The organism is Flavobacterium anhuiense (assembly GCF_001705175.1).
In the GTDB taxonomy this organism is placed as follows: domain Bacteria; phylum Bacteroidota; class Bacteroidia; order Flavobacteriales; family Flavobacteriaceae; genus Flavobacterium; species Flavobacterium anhuiense.
The window spans coordinates 3,066,223-3,087,014 of record NZ_CP016907.1 but is presented as its reverse complement, the minus strand read 5'-3'; the positions used below and the strand labels follow the sequence as shown (position 1 = coordinate 3,087,014).

Annotated in this window: 14 protein-coding genes and 1 pseudogene; 1 reads left to right on the top strand and 14 read right to left on the bottom strand. The window is 34.5% G+C overall.

The features are described from left to right. Positions 1-184: 184 nt before the first annotated feature. The 7 genes from BB050_RS13590 to BB050_RS13560 all read right to left on the bottom strand — a co-directional run bounded on the left by BB050_RS13590 (position 185) and on the right by BB050_RS13560 (position 8,758). On the bottom strand, positions 185-1,213 hold the full coding sequence (locus BB050_RS13590; protein ID WP_066033904.1) for an NHL repeat-containing protein: 1,029 nt from the start codon (positions 1,211-1,213) through the stop codon (positions 185-187). After that, positions 1,204-2,418, bottom strand: a complete 1,215-nt coding sequence (locus BB050_RS13585; protein WP_066033903.1) for a hypothetical protein — start codon at positions 2,416-2,418, stop codon at positions 1,204-1,206. Before BB050_RS13585 ends, BB050_RS13590 begins: the two co-directional genes overlap by 10 nt. A 156-nt stretch (positions 2,419-2,574) precedes the next feature. Further along, positions 2,575-3,696, bottom strand: coding sequence for an N-acetylglucosamine-6-phosphate deacetylase (gene nagA, locus BB050_RS13580; RefSeq protein ID WP_066033902.1), 1,122 nt, complete (start codon positions 3,694-3,696; stop codon positions 2,575-2,577). A gap of 145 nt (positions 3,697-3,841) precedes the next feature. Then, positions 3,842-5,239: a TolC family protein gene (locus tag BB050_RS13575; RefSeq protein WP_066033901.1), complete on the bottom strand. Its 1,398-nt coding sequence runs from the start codon at positions 5,237-5,239 to the stop codon at positions 3,842-3,844. 1 nt (position 5,240) lies between these two features. Beyond that, on the bottom strand, positions 5,241-6,593 hold the full coding sequence (locus tag BB050_RS13570) for an HlyD family secretion protein (protein WP_008468361.1): 1,353 nt from the start codon (positions 6,591-6,593) through the stop codon (positions 5,241-5,243). 2 nt (positions 6,594-6,595) lie between these two features. Then, positions 6,596-8,251 carry a peptidase domain-containing ABC transporter gene (locus BB050_RS13565; protein WP_066033900.1) on the bottom strand — a complete coding sequence of 552 codons (1,656 nt, stop codon included), beginning with the start codon at positions 8,249-8,251 and terminating at the stop codon, positions 6,596-6,598. A gap of 102 nt (positions 8,252-8,353) precedes the next feature. Beyond that, complete coding sequence (locus tag BB050_RS13560) at positions 8,354-8,758, bottom strand: hypothetical protein (protein ID WP_008468358.1); 405 nt, start codon at positions 8,756-8,758, stop codon at positions 8,354-8,356. Positions 8,759-9,110: 352 nt separating this feature from the next. Here BB050_RS13560 and BB050_RS13555 point away from each other — a divergent pair, with 352 nt between their 5' ends. After that, entirely contained in the window at positions 9,111-9,569 is a 459-nt protein-coding gene (locus tag BB050_RS13555) for a DUF1810 domain-containing protein (RefSeq protein WP_066033899.1), read from the top strand. 88 nt (positions 9,570-9,657) lie between these two features. Here the strand turns inward: BB050_RS13555 and BB050_RS13550 are convergent. The 7 genes and pseudogenes from BB050_RS13550 to BB050_RS13520 form a co-directional block, all read right to left on the bottom strand. After that, a pseudogene (locus BB050_RS13550) lies at positions 9,658-11,708 on the bottom strand (protein-disulfide reductase DsbD family protein). Between the two features lie 135 nt (positions 11,709-11,843). Then, a complete protein-coding gene (locus BB050_RS13545) occupies positions 11,844-14,660 on the bottom strand; it encodes a M16 family metallopeptidase (RefSeq protein ID WP_066033898.1) in 2,817 nt (938 codons plus the stop codon). An 11-nt stretch (positions 14,661-14,671) separates the two neighbouring features. Continuing rightward, entirely contained in the window at positions 14,672-16,054 is a 1,383-nt protein-coding gene (locus tag BB050_RS22070; RefSeq protein WP_066033897.1) for a TlpA family protein disulfide reductase, read from the bottom strand. Positions 16,055-16,080: 26 nt separating this feature from the next. Then, positions 16,081-17,553 (bottom strand): retropepsin-like aspartic protease, encoded by a 1,473-nt coding sequence (locus BB050_RS13535; RefSeq protein ID WP_083219841.1) that lies wholly within the window; start codon positions 17,551-17,553, stop codon positions 16,081-16,083. A 5-nt stretch (positions 17,554-17,558) separates the two neighbouring features. Continuing rightward, on the bottom strand, positions 17,559-18,428 hold the full coding sequence (locus BB050_RS13530) for a thioredoxin family protein (protein WP_066033895.1): 870 nt from the start codon (positions 18,426-18,428) through the stop codon (positions 17,559-17,561). 73 nt (positions 18,429-18,501) lie between these two features. Beyond that, positions 18,502-19,992 (bottom strand): PKD-like family lipoprotein, encoded by a 1,491-nt coding sequence (locus BB050_RS13525; protein ID WP_066033894.1) that lies wholly within the window; start codon positions 19,990-19,992, stop codon positions 18,502-18,504. Positions 19,993-20,022: 30 nt separating this feature from the next. Continuing rightward, complete coding sequence (locus tag BB050_RS13520; protein ID WP_066033893.1) at positions 20,023-20,790, bottom strand: DUF4843 domain-containing protein; 768 nt, start codon at positions 20,788-20,790, stop codon at positions 20,023-20,025. Positions 20,791-20,792 lie beyond the last annotated feature (2 nt).

The window sequence follows — 20,792 nt, the reverse complement described above, 5'->3', positions numbered from 1 at the left end:
ACCTATAAATCGTTAAAACTTTTATTTCCCTATCAATCTAATAGGTTATTTTAAAATTCTAATCTTGAAAATCTAAATTCCAATTTTGAAAACCCCAAATCACAAAATTTTATTTCAATTCAAAAAAAAAATCCAAACTCCAGTTAGTTTGGAATTTGGATTTTTAAAATATTGGTATTTAAAACTAGTTGTTTTGTTCTGCGATTGTAGATTTATTCAGTTTTATAACTCTGATTTTCTTATTTGTATTATCAGATAAGAAAATACGGTCGTCAAGCTGGGCTGTACCGACAATAGTACCAAAAGCATTTTGTCCTAAAATATCAGAAACGCTTAGAACAGCTTTGTAGTTCATCTTTATAAAATCTGCTTTTGGATACAATTTTAAATAAGACACGCTTCCAACATTTTCTGAAGTAACGGCAAAATCTTTACTGAAAGATACTGCAATTGGTTTTATGTCTACAAATTGCACTTTTTCTGGCTCAATAGGAGTTGTAAGCGAATTTGCGGCATTGGCTTTAATTTTAGCAATATTATACTGCAGATAACTTTTTGCATCTCTCCCACCTACAACCAAGTTTCCGTCTAAAACATCCATTGAATATATTTCAGTATATCCGTTAAGAGTATTTAGTTTGGCAATAGGCTTTAAATTCCAGTCGCTTGTTTCTGTTATTTGGGAAGTTTCAAAAACTTTTATGCTTTTTTCTTTTTCTTTCACAAATACCAATCCGTCTTTAGCCACAACACCAAAAACGTGCACGAAAGTCTGCCACCATTGGCCGTTTCCAACTGTACTAATTCCTGCATTTGTAGTTTCATCAAAAACAAATAATCTAGATTCTGTAGTGCCTAAATAAATACGGCCGTTGTCAACAGAAACCGAAGTAAGGCTTGTAAGCGGAATAGTCGTTGTGCCTTTTGTATATTCTTTTATTGTTTTGATGTGTGCTAATGTCACAGCATTAAAAATCTCTAAAACATTTCCGTTTACAACGTATAGTTTTTCATTAGACAATGCAATTCCTTTTGGGTCAAATGCTTCTGTGCTTCCTGGGATATTTTCGTTGGTAATAGATGTTTCATCTGTTGGATAATAATACGTATAATCTTTAGACGTCGCATCGTCTTTACTGCAATTGGTAAAAAAACAAAGCGCAAGGATCAAGGGCAGAATATGTTTCATGTATAGTTTATATTTTAATTCCATTTTCCTTCGCCTTTATATTTTACTAAAAATGGATTGTTAGGTTTAATTTCAAATACTGGTTTTTTATAAGTTCCAGTCACATATTTTGTTTTTGTATACGTTTTTAAAACATCTGGATCTGTAAAGGGAAGATCATTTAGATAAATCAAATATTTATAAAAATCAGTAAGCATTCCCTGCTGTCCACCGCCTTCTCCGCTGTTTGCCAAGTTGCTGCTGTGGCTGAACCCAATATGATGCGAATATTCATGCGACCAAACCGACATATCTCCAACCCAATGTCCGGTTACATAACCCGATTCCCATTGCGATGCCAGATTTCCTCCGCCCCAAGCAGAATCTCCTCCAACCATTGCCATATAAACGGTTCTTTTGTCTAAGTAATTCCAATATATTTTTTCGATTTCTTCTTTAGAATAATAATCATAAACACCGTCTACATCATCTGCATTTCCGTGCCAGTTTAAGGCTCCGTTTATTCCTGTTCCAGCTGCCGCAGCCTGTTCTTGTTTGTATTTGTCAAAATTGGTGAATGTGCTGTAATACAATGGATGGCTCAAAGCATACGAATAATTGATAATCATAGTAATGGCCTCTTTTGCCAAAACAGGATTCATAGGAAGAAATTTGCCCAATTCATTAATGTGGTATCCATCATGAAACTGAACTAAATGATTGGATTTTATTTTTTTGAACTTTTGAAATAAAGGGTCATCTGATTCTACTGTGAATTGAATGGCACCAGAGGAAAATCCTTCAATTTTGTCAATTGTCACTGCATTTCCTGTTTCTAACAAATAATCGTTTTTCTGATCGGTTAATGGAATTTTATGAAATGAGCGATGAAAAGCTGGTATTTTAGAAAAACTGTAGATTACAAATCGCTTATCATAATTTGGCAGTTTCGCGTAGATTTTCACATTTGTAAGTCCGACTGGAGAGTATAAAGAAATCTGTACAGAATCTTTTCCTTTTTGAATAACCTGAAGCGGTTCGTTTACTCGAAACCATCGATCGGTTTTGTCATACATTTTTGAAGGACTTTCGTCATCTTCAAACATCGTCATTGGTTTATTTTCTGCTGGTAAAGTTGTGGCATCTATAGTTGGCAGATAGTTTGGCTTGTACGAATCTCCATCGTCACTACAGCCAAAAATAGTACTTGCCAATAGGGCAAATACAAAAAAGCGAGTGTTTTTTCTCATCAGTAAGTAAAGTAGGTTTGGGGTTAAATCTTCGTGCAAAACTATAAATATACTTTATATATACAAGCTGTTTGCAAGAAAAATATGAATATAAAATATACTAAAAGTAAGTTTTTATAAATACCTACTATACTTAAAAGTTAGATTTTAAAGTGGCTATTCAACCAGATTTAATGTCTTTATTACAGCCAAATCAGAATCGAATTGAACAAAACTCGCTGGAAAACCCGACTTAATTTTTCCAACTTTTTCTTTCATACCGATTGCCGCTGCCACTCTTGTAGTTGCCATTTTTATAGCTTCATCAGCCGAAATATTCAAATGATTATAAGCATTTTGCACTGCTTCTGCCATTGAGATTGAAGCGCCTGCGAGATTTCCTTCATCGTTTCTGTAGAAACCGTCTACCAAATGAGCATCAAAATTATCCCATTTAAAATTGGCAACTTTTCTCCCTAAAAATGTAGCATCGCTGATTAAGAAAAATTTATCTTGTTTTAATTTGTACGCTATTTTTGCGGCTGCATAATCGCAGTGAACACCATCTAGAATTATTGGAGCGAAGACTTCTTCATTTTCAAAAACGGCTCCCACTAAACCTGGTTCACGATGCCCGAACTGTGTCATGGCATTAAACAAATGTGTTACAAGATTAATTCCTTTTGCGAAATAAGGCTGTGCTTCTTTATGCGTAATTGTTGAATGTCCGATTGAAATAGTAATACCACTTTCAATCAACATATTTAACTGTTTTTCTGTAAAACATTCTGGAGCTATGGTAATGACTTTTATAACGTCTTTTCCTTTACTGATAATTTCTTCAAGTTCTTCATCAGTTGGTTTTCGAACCTGATCGATGCTATGTGCTCCACGTCTCTGCGGATTCAAGAAAGGCCCTTCTAGATGCATTCCAATTACACCATTTTTATGTTTTTGCATGTAATTGCGAACGGCCTCAATTCCCTCTAAAATGGTTTCTCTTGACGAAGAAATTAGACAAGGTAAAACATGCGTTGTGCCATATTTCATACTAGCATCGTAAATATCCTGAATGGTTTCTTCATTGGGTGTCTGGCTGAAATAATATTTTTCTCCACCATTAATTTGAATATCTATAAATCCTGCCGAAAGATGATTTCCTTTTAAATCAATAGTTTTGATATCATTTGGAATCTCTTTTTGCACCGAAATAATAGTTCCGTTTTCTACAACTACAACTCCATTTTCTATTATTTCTTCTCCTGTGTGTACGACAGCATTTATAATCGCTTGTTTCATTTTGTTTATTTCTTTGTTCCAAATTTAAATAAGTTTGAATTAATTCCTAAACAAAAAAGCTTTAGAAAAATATCTAAAGCTTTTTAAAATTTAAATTCTGAAAACTAATATAATGCAGACAGGTACAGACTACATATTTTTTTTATTAATCTGGATTTGCCAGTATTTTATACAATTCGGCATTCGAGAGATAAAACTGATTCTCTAAACTGATTTGCGACAATTTTGCGCTAACCAAATTATTTTCTCTAGAATTAATCAAGAAAATTGAACTTTCTCCAAACGAGAAGAGTTTTTCTTCTGAGTCCAGCATTGTCATATAATCTTTTACGAGATTGTCAATTACGGCTTTTTGTTTTCTTAACGAAGCTATTTCGGTCTGCTGTGCTTTTATTTTATTTTTTAATTCTAATCGCTGCTGACCTATGTCATATTGCATGTCTTGAATTTTTAGTTTTGCCATTTTCAAACTTCCGCGTTCTTTTCTTAAGAAAATTGGGAAGCTGAAATCGATATTAAACTTATAATCATCGGCATTGAAATTATTCCAATAATTAGGCTCTGAAATATAGTTATACCCTACGTTTATTTTCGGAAGCAATGCATTAGCTTTCAACTGGCGATTGACTTCCAAAATATCCATTTTAGTTTCAAGCGACTGAATTTTTGGATGTGAGTCTAACGACTCAACATCGACCATCATGGCGTCTGTCTTTAAAGTTTCTTCTATGGTCTGAATTAAATTCTGCTCTGGTTTTACCAAATCTCCCAATTCAACCGGAACATTTTCTATCCATAAAAAATTAGCTAGTTTCAATTTTGCTTTCGCTAATTTTAAATTTCCATTTTCAACATTCAGTTCTCTGTTTCTTACCGTAATTTTAGCTTCAACACTGTCAATCGCTGGCGCGTCACCTGCTGCAATTAGTTTCTTAACACCTTCAAAACGAGTGCTGGCAAAACCTAGATAATTTTTATACAGTTCGGCTTCGTTATAGCTTTTTCGCCATTCAAAATAAGCTTCACTTGCTTGGTACAAAATTTCAATCGCTCTCAGTTTTCGCTGTGCATCGCTTAGTTTTACCTGAAGTTTTCCTTCGCGAACATCTGCCATTCTTTGGTTAATGAACATTCCTTGGCCTAAAGCAACGTTAATTCCGAGCGACGTTAAACCTGCTTCTGGAGTTTTATTCTGCGGATTGTAATATTCTCCGCTTGTATCATCAAAACCAGCTTTTACTTCAATTCCGTACCAGGTCGGAATTTTGAAACTGCTGTTTAATAACGAATAATATTCTGTGCCTTTAAATTCTTTCTTATTGTAATCTACTTCAATTTTTGGGTCAAATCCGCCACGTGCCAGCATCAATTTTGCCTGAGCGTTGGTCACTTCAAGATTGGCTTGTTTTACGAGCGGGTGGTATTTTTTAACATATCCCAAATACTCGATAAAAGTAAGCTCCTCTTGATTAAAATCCTGGCTATGCAGTGTAGAAAAACAAAATAGTATTAAGAAAGAAAACAATTTTACAAGATTTCTCATTTTACTTTTTCTCCTTTCCTTTTGCTTCTTTTTCTCCTGAGTTATAATAATTTGGAGGGAAACCATTCAGGTTTCGCCAAATCTCGTACCATACCGAAACGGTTTCTAACAAGGCAATACTTTGTGCTCCTGCTCCAATACTTAATTCTTTTGGCCAATGACGGTCTTCTCCATCTGGCGAAATCAGTATTCGGTATTTTCCGTTTGGGCTGATAAAGTTTTCTATCGCTACCACTTTTCCGCCGTAAGTTCCGTAAGATAATCCAGGCCATCCTGAAAATACAATTCTAGGCCATCCATCAAACCAAACACGAACTTTTGCGCCTCGGTGAACCAGCGGCAAATCGATTGGGTCTACATAGGTTTCTACGGCAATATCGTATTTAGATGGCATGATACTTACAACAGGAGTTCCCTCTTTGATTGTTTCTCCAAGACCTGCCAATAAAGCACGGTTTACATAACCGCTTTGTGGCGCCGTAATGTAATATAAACCATTTCTAAGTCTATAATTGGTATATTGGTTTTCTAGCTTATTTACCTGTGCTTCTGTATCGTATTGCGTGCTCAAAGCGGTAAATTTATCACTTCTCGATTTTGATATTTTTTCAGCATATTCAGCAGTAATTCTATTGATTTCTACTTTTGCATTTATCAATTCGTTTTTGCTGCTCAACAGTTTATTTTCCTGCGTAATCACATACGCTTCAGCTTCTTGCAGTTTTAATCTTTTCTGCTCGACATCGGTAAGCGGTTTTAGGCCTTCTTTATTTAATGCAGTCGAACGGTCAAATTGTGTTTTTGCAATTCGAAGCTGTGTTTTTACCGCAACCAAATCCATACTGTCACTTTTTATTTTCAATTGTGACTGGCGGATTTTGTTTTGTGCCTGTTGCAGTTTCAATTGTCTTTCTGTGCTAAGCGACTGCGCCTGCACATCAAGAGAATTTACTTTGTCGCTGTACGATTCTACGGCCATTTTTTTGGCATCAACCTGTTGTTTGGTATTGCCAACGAGATTAGGATCTAGATAATCTTCTTTAATCTCCGAAATGTAAAGTATTGTATCACCTTTTTTTACATAATCCCCTTCCTTTACAAACCATTTTTCAATACGGCCCGCAATAGCATTGTGAACCGTTTGCGGCCTTTGATCTGGTTTTAAAGTAGTAACAGAACCTGTACCAGAAATATTCTGTGTCCAAGGCAGAAAAAGGCATAATACTGAAAATATCAGAAATCCGATGATGACTCTGTTTAAAATTTTATAATGTGGCCTGCGGGCAACGCTTGTAATCGATTTGTATTTGCCCGGCGTTATAAGTACGTTATTATCTTTAGATATGTTGAGCATGATTAAAGCTTTATGTCGTTAATAATTTTTCCGTCATCAATCGTAATCATACGACTGCATTTGCTTTTCCAAATATCACTTTTAGAAGTCACAATAACAGTCCAGTCATTTTCTTCAGAAAGTAAAAAATCAACGATTTTACTCGAAGTAATTTCGTCCATTTTATCAACTGGATCTTCTAAGAATAAGATATTTGGTTTACCCACAATACTTCTTGCCAAAAGAATTTTTTGAACATCAGAAGCAGAAAGTTCACGACCTCCTGGATGAATTTGATTCTCCAGTCCGTTCTCAAAAGTTTTAATGTACGGTGTTAATCCAACATTATCTAAAGCCCATTTTAAATCATCGCTATTTAATTTTTCATTTCCAAAAACAATATTCTCGCGAATAGTTCCTGCAAAAAGCGTATCACCCTGCAAATACGTTCCCGCCTGTGCTCTGTATGTATCTTCGTTAAGGCGGTTCATATAGTTATCAGTCACATACATAGCTCCGCTTTCTGGCTCTAAAACACCTGAAAGCAATCGCAACAAAGTACTTTTTCCTGCACCATTTGTTCCCGTAAGAATAATTTTTTCTCCTTGAGAGATTTTCAAATTGATATTCTTAAGCGATTTTTTGCTGTGTCCTGGGTAATTGTAACTAATGCTCTCTGTCTCAATATTAATTCCTTTTTCTGTTTTATCAGAAGTCTCAGGAATGCAAGAAGTCTCCATATCAGTCACTTGACCAATTTTTTCAACAGAAGTCAAAACGTCGTAAAAAGACTCCAATCCGAAGATGATTTTTTCTACTGAGTTAATTAATAATACAATTACGATTTCAGCTGCTACGAACTGCCCTATGTTCATTTGGTGGTGAATTACCAGAAAACCACCTATTGATAATAAGGCAGCAGTAACAATTACCTTAAAAATAGTAAGCTGAATATATTGTTTTTTCATTACCTGAAAGTGTTTTTCACGGTAATTTACATAGTTGTTTACATAGCCGTCATTTCTGTCCAGAGCATATTCGAAAGCTCCTTTTCTGCGAAAACTTTCTCTGTTTCTCGCAATTTCCTGAAGCCAAGCTGCTACTTTGTATTTAAATTTTGATTCGTTCAAACTGGTTTCTAGACCGTCTTTGTACGAAAACTTAAAAATGACATATAAAATGACAATAAATAAAAGTCCAATTACCGTAAAGAAAGAATGGTAAAGCACTAATAATATAATTCCCAGTCCGACCTGAAGAAATGCTGTACAGAAATCAAGCAAAAGTTTTGCCGTGCCTTTCTGTACCATCAAAGTATCAAAAAAGCGATTTGCCTTTTCTGGAGCATACTCTGAGTACATTTCTTTAAATTTAATCAAAGGCAGTCTGTATGCAAACTCAAATGAAGAACGCACAAAAATTCGCTGCTGCAGGTTCTCTACAATACGCAGCTGTAAAATCGTTAGTACGCCTCCAAAACCAACTCCAACCGTAACTAGAATCACAAGAATGATCCATGATACGCTTAGCTGTCCGCTTTGAATAAAATTAATAATGGCTTGGATTCCCAAAGGCAGAGAAAGATTTACTAACCCTGCAAACGCAGCATAGAAGATAATTTGATACACATCGCGCTTATCTAGCTGCAATAAGTTGTAAAATCGTTTGAATGGTGTCATGAATTTAAAGTATAAATACAAGATTATTACATAGAATAAATATACGGCAAAAACCGCATTAACAGATTAAGATTTTGAACCTAATCCTTAAAAAACAAGTATTTATGAAATCATCCGAGGAGGCGGTATGTCTATTTTACCATGAAAACTAAACGAGAAGATTGTATTATCGATGTATTTTTTTCCTTCTGATTCTACTAGAAAGTAAAAATTAGGCATTAAGGATTCTGATGAAACTAAATATTCCATTAACGGAATTCCTTTTGCTAATTTGGCTGTTTTGGTATCTTTTGTTTTGTAGTCATCCAGCTCTTCTGGAATTCCGTCACACTTAAAGATTTTTTTTAAGAAGTTGCATGTAATGCCTTTTACCGTATAGGTTTCTGCATTATCGGTAATAATTCGGCTTACACCATTTGCGATGTTTAAACTGCTGATTAAAAAATAGCCGACAAGTAACGCCTGAAGGCATTTACATAAAAAGCTATTTTTAATCTTATTCAACATACTCTAAAATGGCGTAAAGCTTAAGAAATCAAATCAATTTGAACTGAAATCCCACTGATTTAAGGCGTTTGCTATAATTATTTTAAGGGCGCAAGTTAGAGCCATTTTTTTTGCAGAACATTAAAATAACATTAGAATTTAGAATCATTCAAAAGTTTATAATTACATTAACAAGGCATTCTTACAGGCCTATCGGAATTATGTAAAGACAAACTACAATTCTATAACTCAGATGGCTATGGTCATTCTACTTTTGGTATTCGAAAATTTGATACAATTCTTTAAAAATATATTACAAGTGTTACCGATTAAACAAATTAGATTTACAAACCATTTAATACAGAATCAAGAGATGACTTACGCAAAAAATGATTTGACCCGATTTTTAGATGCGCAAAATAAACTTTATCTGACCGCATTATCTGAAATAAAAAAAGGCAAAAAAGAAACTCATTGGATGTGGTTTATTTTTCCTCAGATCAAAGGACTTGGTAAAAGTGCTCTTTCTGATTATTATGCCGTTGCCGACCTTAAAGAAGCAACTGAATTTTTAAATCATCCGATTTTATCGAAACATTTAATTGAGATTTCTAAACTTCTTCTGACTTTAAAAAAGAAATCTGCTGAAGGAATTTTAGGAGAACTTGGTGCCAGAAAGCTGCATTCTTCTATGAGCTTATTTGTACAGGTAGAAAATGCGCATCCTGTTTTTCAGGAAGTTTTAGATACTTTTTTCTACGGCCATTTGGATCAATTAACTTTGAATTTTACACAAAAAACTAGTGTTCTGCCAGACACAGTACTTTCTTAATATTCTTAGAACAAAAAAGGGAATAGCTCGTAAACTATTCCCTTTTTGATTAACAACATAATTATAAATAAAGCACAAACCCTGAACTTTAACTTTTCTCAAAATTTGAAACGCCTTTTTTAAGCCAATTCAAATATTCTTCGATATCTGGATTATAAGCTGAAGTTTCGTTGAGCGTCTCTCCATTATGATCTACCAGAACATAAAATGGCTGTGCGTTGGTTTTGTAGGTCAGCGTTTGGAATTCGCTCCATTTTTGACCAATATATTTTAATTTTTTTCCTGTTATCTGAGAAGTGACCTGCTCGCTCGGATTCAGTTCTCTTTTATCATCTACATAAAGCGAAATTAAAACCAAATCACCTTTTAAGATTTTCTGCACCTTTTCGTCAGACCAAACATTATCTTCCATCTTGCGGCAGTTTACACAAGCATGACCAGTAAAGTCTATCATAACCGGTTTTCCTATTTTTTTGGCATATTGCATCCCCAAATCATAATCGGTAAAAGCCATAATATTATGCGGACCAAGCTCTGCTCCTTCTGGAAGATTTTGTGTTATTTCTTTTGAAGCGGCATTATTCAATCCGTTCGGAATTTCGCTGTAATGCATTGGCGGAGGAAAACCACTGATCAATTTAAGAGGTGCGCCCCAAATGCCTGGAATTAGATAAATGGTAAAAGCCAAAACTAAAACGCCCAATCCTAATCTTCCAACGCTTATATTCGAAACTGGACTATCATGCGGCAATTGAATTTTTCCGAACAAATAAAAAGCCAGCGTTCCAAAAATAGCAATCCAAATGGCTAGGAAAGCCTCTCTTTCAAGCCAATGCAATTGCAGAACCAAATCGGCATTGGAAAGAAATTTAAAAGCCAAAGCCATTTCCAAAAATCCTAAAATACTTTAACCGAATTGAGCCAGCCGCCCGATTTTGGAAGTGAATTCAGCCATCCCGGAAAAGCAGCAAATAATGTAAATGGCAAAGCCAAGGCCAAAGAAAAACCAAACATTCCGACAAAAGGCGCAATTCCGCCTCGTGAAGCCGCTTCTACCAATAAAGTGCCTACAATGGGTCCTGTACAAGAAAAAGAAACAATTGCCAAAGCCAAAGCCATAAATAATATTCCGACAATTCCGCCTCTATCTGCTTGCGAATCTACTTTGTTCGCCCATGCATTAGGCAACATAATTTCGAATGCGCCTAAAAATGAAAACGCAAAAATCATTAAAAGCACAAAAAAGATCAGATTAAACCAAACGTTTGTAGAAAGCGCATTGAGCGAATCTGCTCCAAAAGCCCAAGTCACAATGGCTCCCAAAAAAATATAAATCGCAATAATGGCAATTCCGTAAAAAACGGCTTTTCTAATTCCTTGCGATTTGGTTTTGCTTTGTTTGGTAAAAAAACTCACCGTCATCGGAATCATTGGAAAAACGCAAGGCGTTAACAAGGCTGCAAATCCAGAAAAAAACGACAATAAAAAAATCGTCCACAAACTTCTAGATTGCGTTTTTGGTTCACTTTTTTTGATTTCTTTTTGAGGCGTTTTTACAATTTCTGTGGGAACAACTTCTTCTGATTTTTCTTTTATTTCAGTAACCGAAGAATCTATTGTTTCTGTTTTTATTTCTTCTTTTACTGCTGCTTCTATTAAAGTCTTCGCTTTCGCGGAAGGGCTAATGGAAAATTCTAATTCATCTGAACTTGGCGGAAGGCAGTTTTCATCGTTACAAACCATAAATTCAACTTCGGCTTTGATTTTGAAAGGTTTGGATGAAAGTATTTTAATGCGTTGTCTAAAAGTCGTTTCTTTTTCAAAAAACTTAATCTGCATTTTAAAAACAGGGTCGTTAACCGTTTTTCCTTTTTCTTCTTTTACAGGATCTGTTAACTGAAAATCTGCACTTTTTATAAAATTAAAATGAGTTGGAATCGGTCCTCCGTCTGAAACTTCCTGACTGTATAAATGCCAACCCGATTCTATAATGGCTTTTGCCTGCAATTCATATTCAGTATCTGAAATTTTCTCGACACTGGTTTTCCATTTTATGGGATTGTATATCTGAGCCTTTACGAATATGGAAAACAGCAGGAAAAAGCCCAGTAAAAAATATTCTTTTTCATGGGTAAAAATCTTTAAAAAGAGGGTTGAATAGCAAAAAACAACCCTCTAAGTAATCCGCTATACAAACTAAATTGCTTACTAATTCAAAATACTATTTGATAGGGAAATACAAATTAAACTCTAGTAAATAAAAATTGGGTCAGATTATTTTAATGGTTTGAAAACGATCTCATAAGAATCTGCTTTGTTCAAAAATGAATTGGCAAATTCTTGAATGTCTTTTGCAGTAATGCTTTTTACAATATCAACATAAGTTGCAGGATCATTCATATCGTAATTGTTCTCGAAATAATTATAAATCAAGTTCATGCTATAACTGTTGAAGTTTTTGCTGTCTTCTCTAGATTTCAAATAATTTGTTCTTGTCTTTTCGATATCTTCAGTAGCAATTTCTCCTTTCTTGATTTTATCAATTTCCTGATAGACAATTGGCAGCAAATGTTCGACTTTATCAGCATCGCAATCAAAATTAACCTGAAGATTTACTTTAGAAATTGGAAGTTTATCAACATTTGCATTTACATGCGCGCCGTAAGTTCCTCCTTCTTTTTCACGCAGACTTTCAGTATAACGCAAGGTTAATATATCGGCCAAATAAGAAGTTAGAATCCTGTTTTTTTGATTAAAAGCGTACTCTTTAGAAAATGCAATTCGAACAGAACTTTTTGGAGTTTCCATTTTGATGAAAACATCTTTATCAATTTTATTTGATGTCCATTTCGGAACTTGTGTTTTGAATTTTTCCTTACGTTTAATTCCATTTATACTAGCGATATATTTTTCTAATAATGGTTTTAAAACTTCTGGCGAAACATCTCCAACAATATAAAACTCAAAATTTGAAACATCTGCAAAACGATCCAGATAGAAAGCTTTCATTTTATCAAAAGATAAATCGTCGATATATTTTTGATTGAATGGCTGTACTCTCGGGTTATTTTTTCCATAAACCACAGCTGTTAAACTGTCATCCATTTTTGCATTGATGTCATTTGCTCTATTTTTAAGCGAATTTTGTAATCTTTGCTTTAACAGTGCATACATCTGATTATCAAATCTTGGCTGTACAAAACGCAAATGAACCAATTGCATCATCGTTTCAATATCTTTTACGTTTGCAGAACCTGAAACGGTTTCTTTAAGCGAACTAATGCTTACAGAAGAATTGGCAATTTTTCCCTTTAAAACTTTATCTAAATCAACATTCGAAAGTTCGCCAACTCCAGACATCATCGCCAAAGTTGTCGTACGCCCAATTGACGGAAGATCTTGCGGTTCGTACAATGAAGTTCCTCCAAAACTTTCAGCTTTAAGCTCCACTTCTTTTTTGTTTTTATCGGCAAATTTGTAATGCACTTTAACGCCATTGCTCAAGACAAAAGTGGTTGCATCGATTGAAGCTTCTTTTTTCTCCGAAACAATTTTTCCAGAATTGATTTTCAGATTTCCTAAAAGTGTTTTTCCTTCAAAAGTATCCACATAAGGCTGTAACGATGCATCGTTTTCTGCTTTCTGAATAATATCAAAAGCTTTTTCTTGCGTTAAATTATTTTCGTTTTCTACACCTGTAACCGCTACCACACGATTTTGCGCTGTATATAATTTACTGATTTGCTCTTGAAGAATTTTCGTGTCCACATTTTTCAAAATGCTTTTTACCATTTCAAATTCTGCTTTTGGGTCGGCAATTACTTCGTGATTCAAATAATCGTCTTTTACCATTCCGATAACTTGTTTATGCGGAATCTCATTTAGTTTGTCTAAATAGTTTTCATAACTCGAGATATTTTCTGTAATGGCTCTTTCGATTTCTCCTTTAGAAAAACCAAATTTATACGCACGAACCCATTCGTTCATTACCATCGCAAAAGCTTCAGCTTGTTTTTCTGGTTTCGGAGAAACGTTCAAAATCCACATATCATTCAAACGCGTGTAGTTTTGATATCCGATTGATGCACTTTTAAAAGGGCATTCTTGTTTCTGCGCCATTTCTGCCAAACGATTATTTAAGATAGAAAAAGCAAGGCTTCTTTGTGTCGATTTCTCTAATTCTGCATAATCATTCGTCGATTTTTCGGCTGTATGGCGAATCATAAAACTTATGTTTGAAGCCGAAATTTCTTTGTCTAAAGCCAGTTTAAAAGTTGGTTCTACTCTTTCTGGAATGGCAATTTCAAAACGTTTTTTAGGATTTACAGTTGTCGGAATGTCTGCAAAAAGCTTCTTGATTTTTGCTTCGATTTCGTCTGCATTGATATCTCCCACAATTGCGATTGCCTGCAAATCTGGACGATACCAATCTTTATAAAAATCTTTTAAAACCTGATATTTAAAGTTTTTAATGATTTCCATATCACCAATTGGCATACGGTCTGCATACAATGAATTGTTGTAATAATACGGCGCCAGCTGATTGTAAATTCTCGCTCTTGCGTTTTGTCTTGTACGCCATTCTTCAGTAATTACACCACGTTCGGCATCAATTTCATCATTTGTTAAAGACAAAAAATTTGACCAGTCGTGCAAAACCAGCAAACAAGTATCGACAACTCCGCCATCTTTTGACGGAATATTATCTAGATTGTAAACCGTTTCGTCTGTGCTTGTGTAAGCGTTGATATTTTTCCCGAAAACGGCACCTTGTTTTTGAAGCGTATTCAAGATTCCTTTTCCTTCAAAATGTTTCGTTCCATTAAACGCCATGTGTTCCAAGAAATGCGCCAGACCTTTCTGCTGATCGTTTTCCAAAATCGAACCTACATTCTGAATGATATAGTAACTTGCCGTATTTTTATTAACATCTGTCGGATAAATATAATACGTCATTCCGTTTGGCAGCACGCCTTTTTTTATTTTCTGGTTGACCGCAATTGGATCTGTTGCTTTAAAGTTTTGCGCTTGCGCGAAAGTTAAACTTCCGATAAAAAGAAGTAAAACTGATATTTTTTTGCTGTATTTCATAAAGCTATTAATTAACCTTTCAATAATTTATCCAGTTGCACTCTCAACTCTGGATTTGACGGACGAAGCGCATCGGCATTGATAATATTTCCTTTTGTGTCAAACAATAAAAATCTTGGAATCGCATTTACGTCATAATTTTTTGCCACATCAGAACCAAAATCTTTATCGGCCATTAATTGAATCCCTTTTAATTGTTCTTTAGTAACAAAATCTTTCCATTTTTGTGCGTCTTTTGGTTTATCCAATGAAAGACTTACAAAAACGATATTTTTTCCGTGATAATCTTCCTCGATTTTTTTCATGTGAGGAATCTCTGCTTTACATGGTCCGCACCAAGTTGCCCACAAATCTATGTACACAAATTTACCTTTAAAATCTGAAAACGAAACTGGTTTATCGTTGATGTCTTTATAAGTAAAATCCAATCCTTTTTGCCCCACATTTTTATGCAATACTTTTTCATATTCTAGCAAAAATGCTTTACTCGCGTCAGAAACCATAAAAGGTTTAATGCTTGGTGCAATTTTTTCGTATTCTTCAATTTTCATTCTTGAAGTTGCCACTTCTTCACGAAGATATGCATCTTTTAAAGCTGGATCTGTAATATGAGTAATTGATTCTGTTAAATCTAAACGTTTTGGTTTTTCACTGCCATTAATGCTTACATAGAAAAAATAATTGGTCATCAAAGAAACTCCATTCGCTAATTTTAACAAATCTGGATCTGTAAATTTCTTGTCTGTCATCCAAGTTTTAATCACTGCCGGACGATCGTCTTTGTCTGGAAACACAGATCTTGGCATTCTGAAAAAAGTATACGTCAGTTCTTCAACATCTGTTGCAACGGCCAATTTTAATAGTTTATTGAAATTAGTATCTTTGGTTTTAATGGATTTTGAAAATTCGTCTGCTTTGGCAATGCCCTTATCAATGAATGGATAAAATTCTACATACGATACATTTTCACCCAAACGGGCAAATGGAGCAAATTCGTTATAGATTTCGTTTGCTTTTTGCACCAAAGCATTTTGTCCGATATTCTTTCCGCTTAAAACATAATTCGTTTTATTAACCAAAAGATTAATATCTAATTTTGGTTCTAAATACAAACGAATTAATTGGTTTCTGCTTTTAAATTGTCCATAGTCAACATAATAAAAGCCAGCAGCTGAAACTGGTGTCATAAAGCCAAATTCCCCCAGTGAATTGACTTTTGCGGTAGCAGCAACGACTGGCTTTCCTTCTTCGACATTGTAAAGTGTTACCTCTTTTGCTTTGAAATCTGGAATCGCAATTGTTCCTCTGATTACTGCGTATTCTGAAAGATTGGCAGCAAAGCTCATTTGAACCGTAATGAAGGTTAAAATGAAATAGAAAATGTGTTTTTTCATATTTTTGTGTTTTTTTGGTTGATAGCTTAAATTGAAATTCGCATAGACTGATCGCCTTGTTCAATAATGAAGTCTTTGCTTTCTTTTGTTTCTTTTAATTGTTTCAGATTTTCAGGCTTCAATAAATCTTTTGCCTCAAAATCATTAATCTGTGTGACTTTTGCACCAATTTTGACTTTTTTCAAATCCTCATTTTCCTGATCTATAATTCTCTTTACCAGAAGATTTTGGTTTTCATCAAAATCTAAATCAAGTCCACTTAAATAGAAAGAAGACGTTTTTTTGAAATTCTTATTCGGTTCCAAATACACCGTTTTATGCAAAAGATCAATGGTAAAATTGAAACGTTTTATTAAATCAATTCCGAGTGACCCATCAGCGAAGGCCCAACTTTTATTGGCTTCGTCATATTCCTGCAAGGCAATTGTTACGTTCGGAAAATTGTTTCCGTTGATCGCAACATTTGGAATGGCACCACCGACAATTTTGGTTTGTTTTCCTAAACTGAAATTAACAGAGTTGTATTCGGTTTTTAGACTTGCTTCGAGATTGTTTTTATGATTGAAAGGTCCGTAAGCTATAAGATCGTAACCTGCCCCAGTATCAAAAGTGAAACTGCCTTCGACTGTTTTTTTATCTTCAAAAGTCAGATTCATTTTTACTACCGGAAGTCCCGATTTATAATCAAAAACCAATGGCTTTGCTTTTCCCCAATACTTAAAATTTCCGAAATTATACAAGTCAATCGTCATCGTGTCAAAGTTGACCGACGTGATAAAATTTCTCAACAAGTTTGCACCAAACAATCCGTCATAAACTCCATGTTTCGGAAAAATAACCAAACCTTGATTCTTTAGAACTTGATCGCCAATATAAATAGTATTATCCGCAGAATACTGCACTTGCTGACTTCCGCCAACTACAGATGCCGATTTACTTTTGGTAACAACAACGCCTGCTTTGTAGGCGCTGTCTGGATTGAGCGCCATTCCGTCTGCACCTGTGTCAAAAAGCATTAAAAACTCACGATCGGCTTTGTTTAGTTTTATTTTAATGGCGATTCCGTTTTCGATAATTTCAAATGGAATACTTGCTACTTGTTTTACTTGCGCATGTCTGTCAACTTTGTATAAGGAATCGAAAAAAGTCACGTACAGCATTTTATTTTCTGAATTGAAAACAATTTGAGACGGCTTTTTTTCTTTTCCTTTAAAACAAAAATCTACCAAGACAAAAGTTTCGTTTTTAATCGCCACGGATTTTCCAACTTGAATTGAATCTAAAGCCGGAAATGCTTTGAAAATTCCGTTCAAATAAAATTCGTTTGAAGAAGAATCTCCAACGCCAACAGTAAATTGCGGCGCCAGAAGATCTTTCATTTCAGCATAACTTTTGTTCTGAAAAGCTTTTTCGAAAGTTTTAATAGATTTCTGAATGCTGTTTTGAGCATAAACCGTACAGCTAAAAATCAATATTACAAAGAATACTATCTTTTTCATTTCGATTACTTGTGTGAAGCCGACGGATTAACTACCACTTTTTCTATTCCAAAATCTTTTAATAAAATGCCCGAATATTTTGTGAATTCTTCTGGCGTATAGAGTTCTTTAGATTCATTTACTAATTCTGTAAATCCTTTTAAATCGTTCTTTTTTTCGAATTCTTTTTTCTTGCGCTGTAAAATGGAAAATACGTGTGTTGTCACATTCCATGTTCCGTAATCTTTCGCCAGTTTTTTACTATTGAAAAGAAATGCATCATCATATTGTTTTCCAACTCGCAATCCAGTAACAATTACAAAAGAAATTTCATCAGAAGGATCTTTAGATTTTAAATATGTATCGATAACCTCAAAAGGAACATTTCTTTTTCCGTTTAAATACGCTTGTTTGTAAAAATCAGGATAATCATTTTCATTGATTTCAGGACTATACTTTTTGAAAATCCCTTTTTTAGCCGCTTCTTTTGCGTTTTGAAGTAAAGCTGTAAATTGCTCTACGTTATGAAAACCGCCTGCAATGTCAATTATTTTTCCGTCGGCATTCATCAATAAAAAAGTTGGAAATCCAGTAACGCCATATTTCATGCATAGCTTTTTACCGATTTCTTCTTTCAAAATATCTGATTTGAAAATGACAAAATCAGCGTTTAAAAGTGCTGTTACTTTTGGATCAGGAAACACTTCTTTGTCCATTTGCGCGCATGGCATACAGCCTGTAAAATACAAATCGACAAAAATTAATTTTTTCTCTGTTTGCGCTTGTTTTTTAGCTTGTTCCCAACTTTCTTGGGCGGATTGCGCTTGTGCTTTTAAGGCAATAGATGGACAGGCAAGCAGCAAAACTGCACTTGCGATTCTAATAAATCGTTTCATAAAATGTGGTTTTTAGAAACCAAATGAAGAATGGGATTTATTCTTCATTCGGCATTTAGTTTTTAAGTTTTAATTATCTAACTCGGTAAGAAACGTCAACAATTTTGCATAGACCAGAATAACTGTTTTCTAGAATTAAATTTCCGTTTACAGGAGGAACTGTATACAATTCTAACTTTCCTGTTGTATTGTAAGTTCCTAAAATCAATTTACTGGTAATTTCTTTCTTTCCTCTTTTGCTAAAACCTAGATAGGTAATTTCTTCACTGCCTTTATCTAACATTAATTTTGCAGATTGTGTTCCGCTATCATATTCATAAACTTTGTTGCCAACCGTATAAAACAAATATCCAGCATCTGGGCTTACGGCAAATTTTGTTGCTTTGTCTAAATCTGGAGCATTCAACATTTCTTTATAATAAGTTTGTACAGCAGTACTATTAAAACGAAGCAAATAGAATTTGCCTGTTGAAAGGTTTTTTAATACTGCAAAACTTTCATTCAAATTGAAATTTGAAGCAGTCATGTAGACCAGATCACAGTTTGTATTGTTCCAATCTAATGCTGTTGCTGAAGCCGTAACTGGAGGCATCGCAGAACAAGTTCCTTTTGAATAACTAAAGCGTAGAAAACGATGTTTCTCAACATCAAAAAATACTGGAGTTCCTGTTGAGCCGTATTCAGCAATAAAAGGCGCTGCATAGAAATTCTTAGTTTCGAGATCTACTTTATTTTGTGGTAATCCGTATCTAATTTGCTGTGTTCTATTAAAATAATAGATATTACCATCTTTATAAATGAAATTCTCACCTGAAGAAGGAGACTTCATAAAATCTATTCCAAAGTTTGTTGGAAAAGCTCCACCAACTGTTTCATAAGCTAAATTCATGGTCTGATTCCATTCAAAAGAATCTGGTTCCAATCTTGCCGTTCCTGATTCTGAAGCCGTAACATAAACTCCATAAATAACAGTTCCTGGTAAAGGAGTACTAAAACAATCTACATCTACAGCTTTTCCGCTTAATCTCAGTGCAGACCCAGCCGCATCTAAAACATCATTGATAATTCGCGGCTGTGCAACACCTGGAATTATCGAAACCATATCCAAGCGAGCTTTTCCATCTACATCTCCAACAACCAGCCAGCCTTCATAAATAGAAGAGACCACATTTAATGTAATAATAGGCTGTTGCCAGTTTACCCCTGTTACTTTATCCTTCACGAAATAATATAGATCGTATTTTGCTGGCGGTAATTTTAAAATACCGTCAAGATTTTTTGTTGTAGCAATAGTAGTTCTAGCTTCAATGGCCAATTTTAATGGATTTACTACGACCCACTTATATTCATAACGATCAGAATCTGAGCCGTCATCTAAAGTCGGATTTATTTGTGGTGCAATCTTAAAATAGTCTCCAGTGTAAACAGTGTATTCATTTTGTATTCCAGTTACTTCAAGCTCATTTATCTTTTCGTAATCGTAATTTCCCTCATCACTTACACAACCGTAAGCTAAAAAGAGAAGTGCTATTACAGCTGCTTGTATTTTTATATTTTTAAACATCGCTTTATATTTTAAATTAAAGAATGGTTTTTATGGAAATAGCATTTCTTTTCCGTCTTCCTCATAAATAGTATTGCCGTTGGCTTTCTGATCTGCGAGATAACGTCTCATAAAGCTTGCATAATATTGCACTTCAGGAATTGAAAGTCCTGTGGAACCTGGAGTCTGATTAAACATTTCTGGTTCCAACTTCATAAGCTCACACATTAAAAAGAATTTTTTAGCGGTAAACACACCAAACATGCCTTGTTGCCATCCAATTGGTGTTGATAATTTGTCATTAAATGACAATTTAAAACGAATATAGCTTCTAGTTTTACCAGTAAGAACATTCGTTACCTTTGATTGCATGTTGGTGGTAAAAAATTCATTTTCTTCCAGATTTAATACCATTGTCAAATCTTTATCTTTCATATCAGGGGTTCTAAGCACTCTGATAAAAACAGTGTCTAATTCTTTCCCTGCATGCATTACAATATTTTCTGGCAATATAAAATGAGTGCCTAAAACGGCTGTACTTGTTGGGTCAACTGTAAGTTTAACAGCACGATCTACATCGCTTACTTTTCCTTGCACACGTATCTCAAGAGGATAAATTCTTTCTACAACGGCTGCTTTATCCAAACCAAAACTAAAGCCTGTACTGTCTATAAGCGGTCCGTTTTTATATTCTGGAAATATAGCACGCGAGAAATAAATGTTATCTGTATCTGAATAAACTTCAATTTCTTCTTTATCACATGATGTCAATCCTAACAGCGATAGAAAAGTGATACCTAAAATCAATATTTTTTTCATGA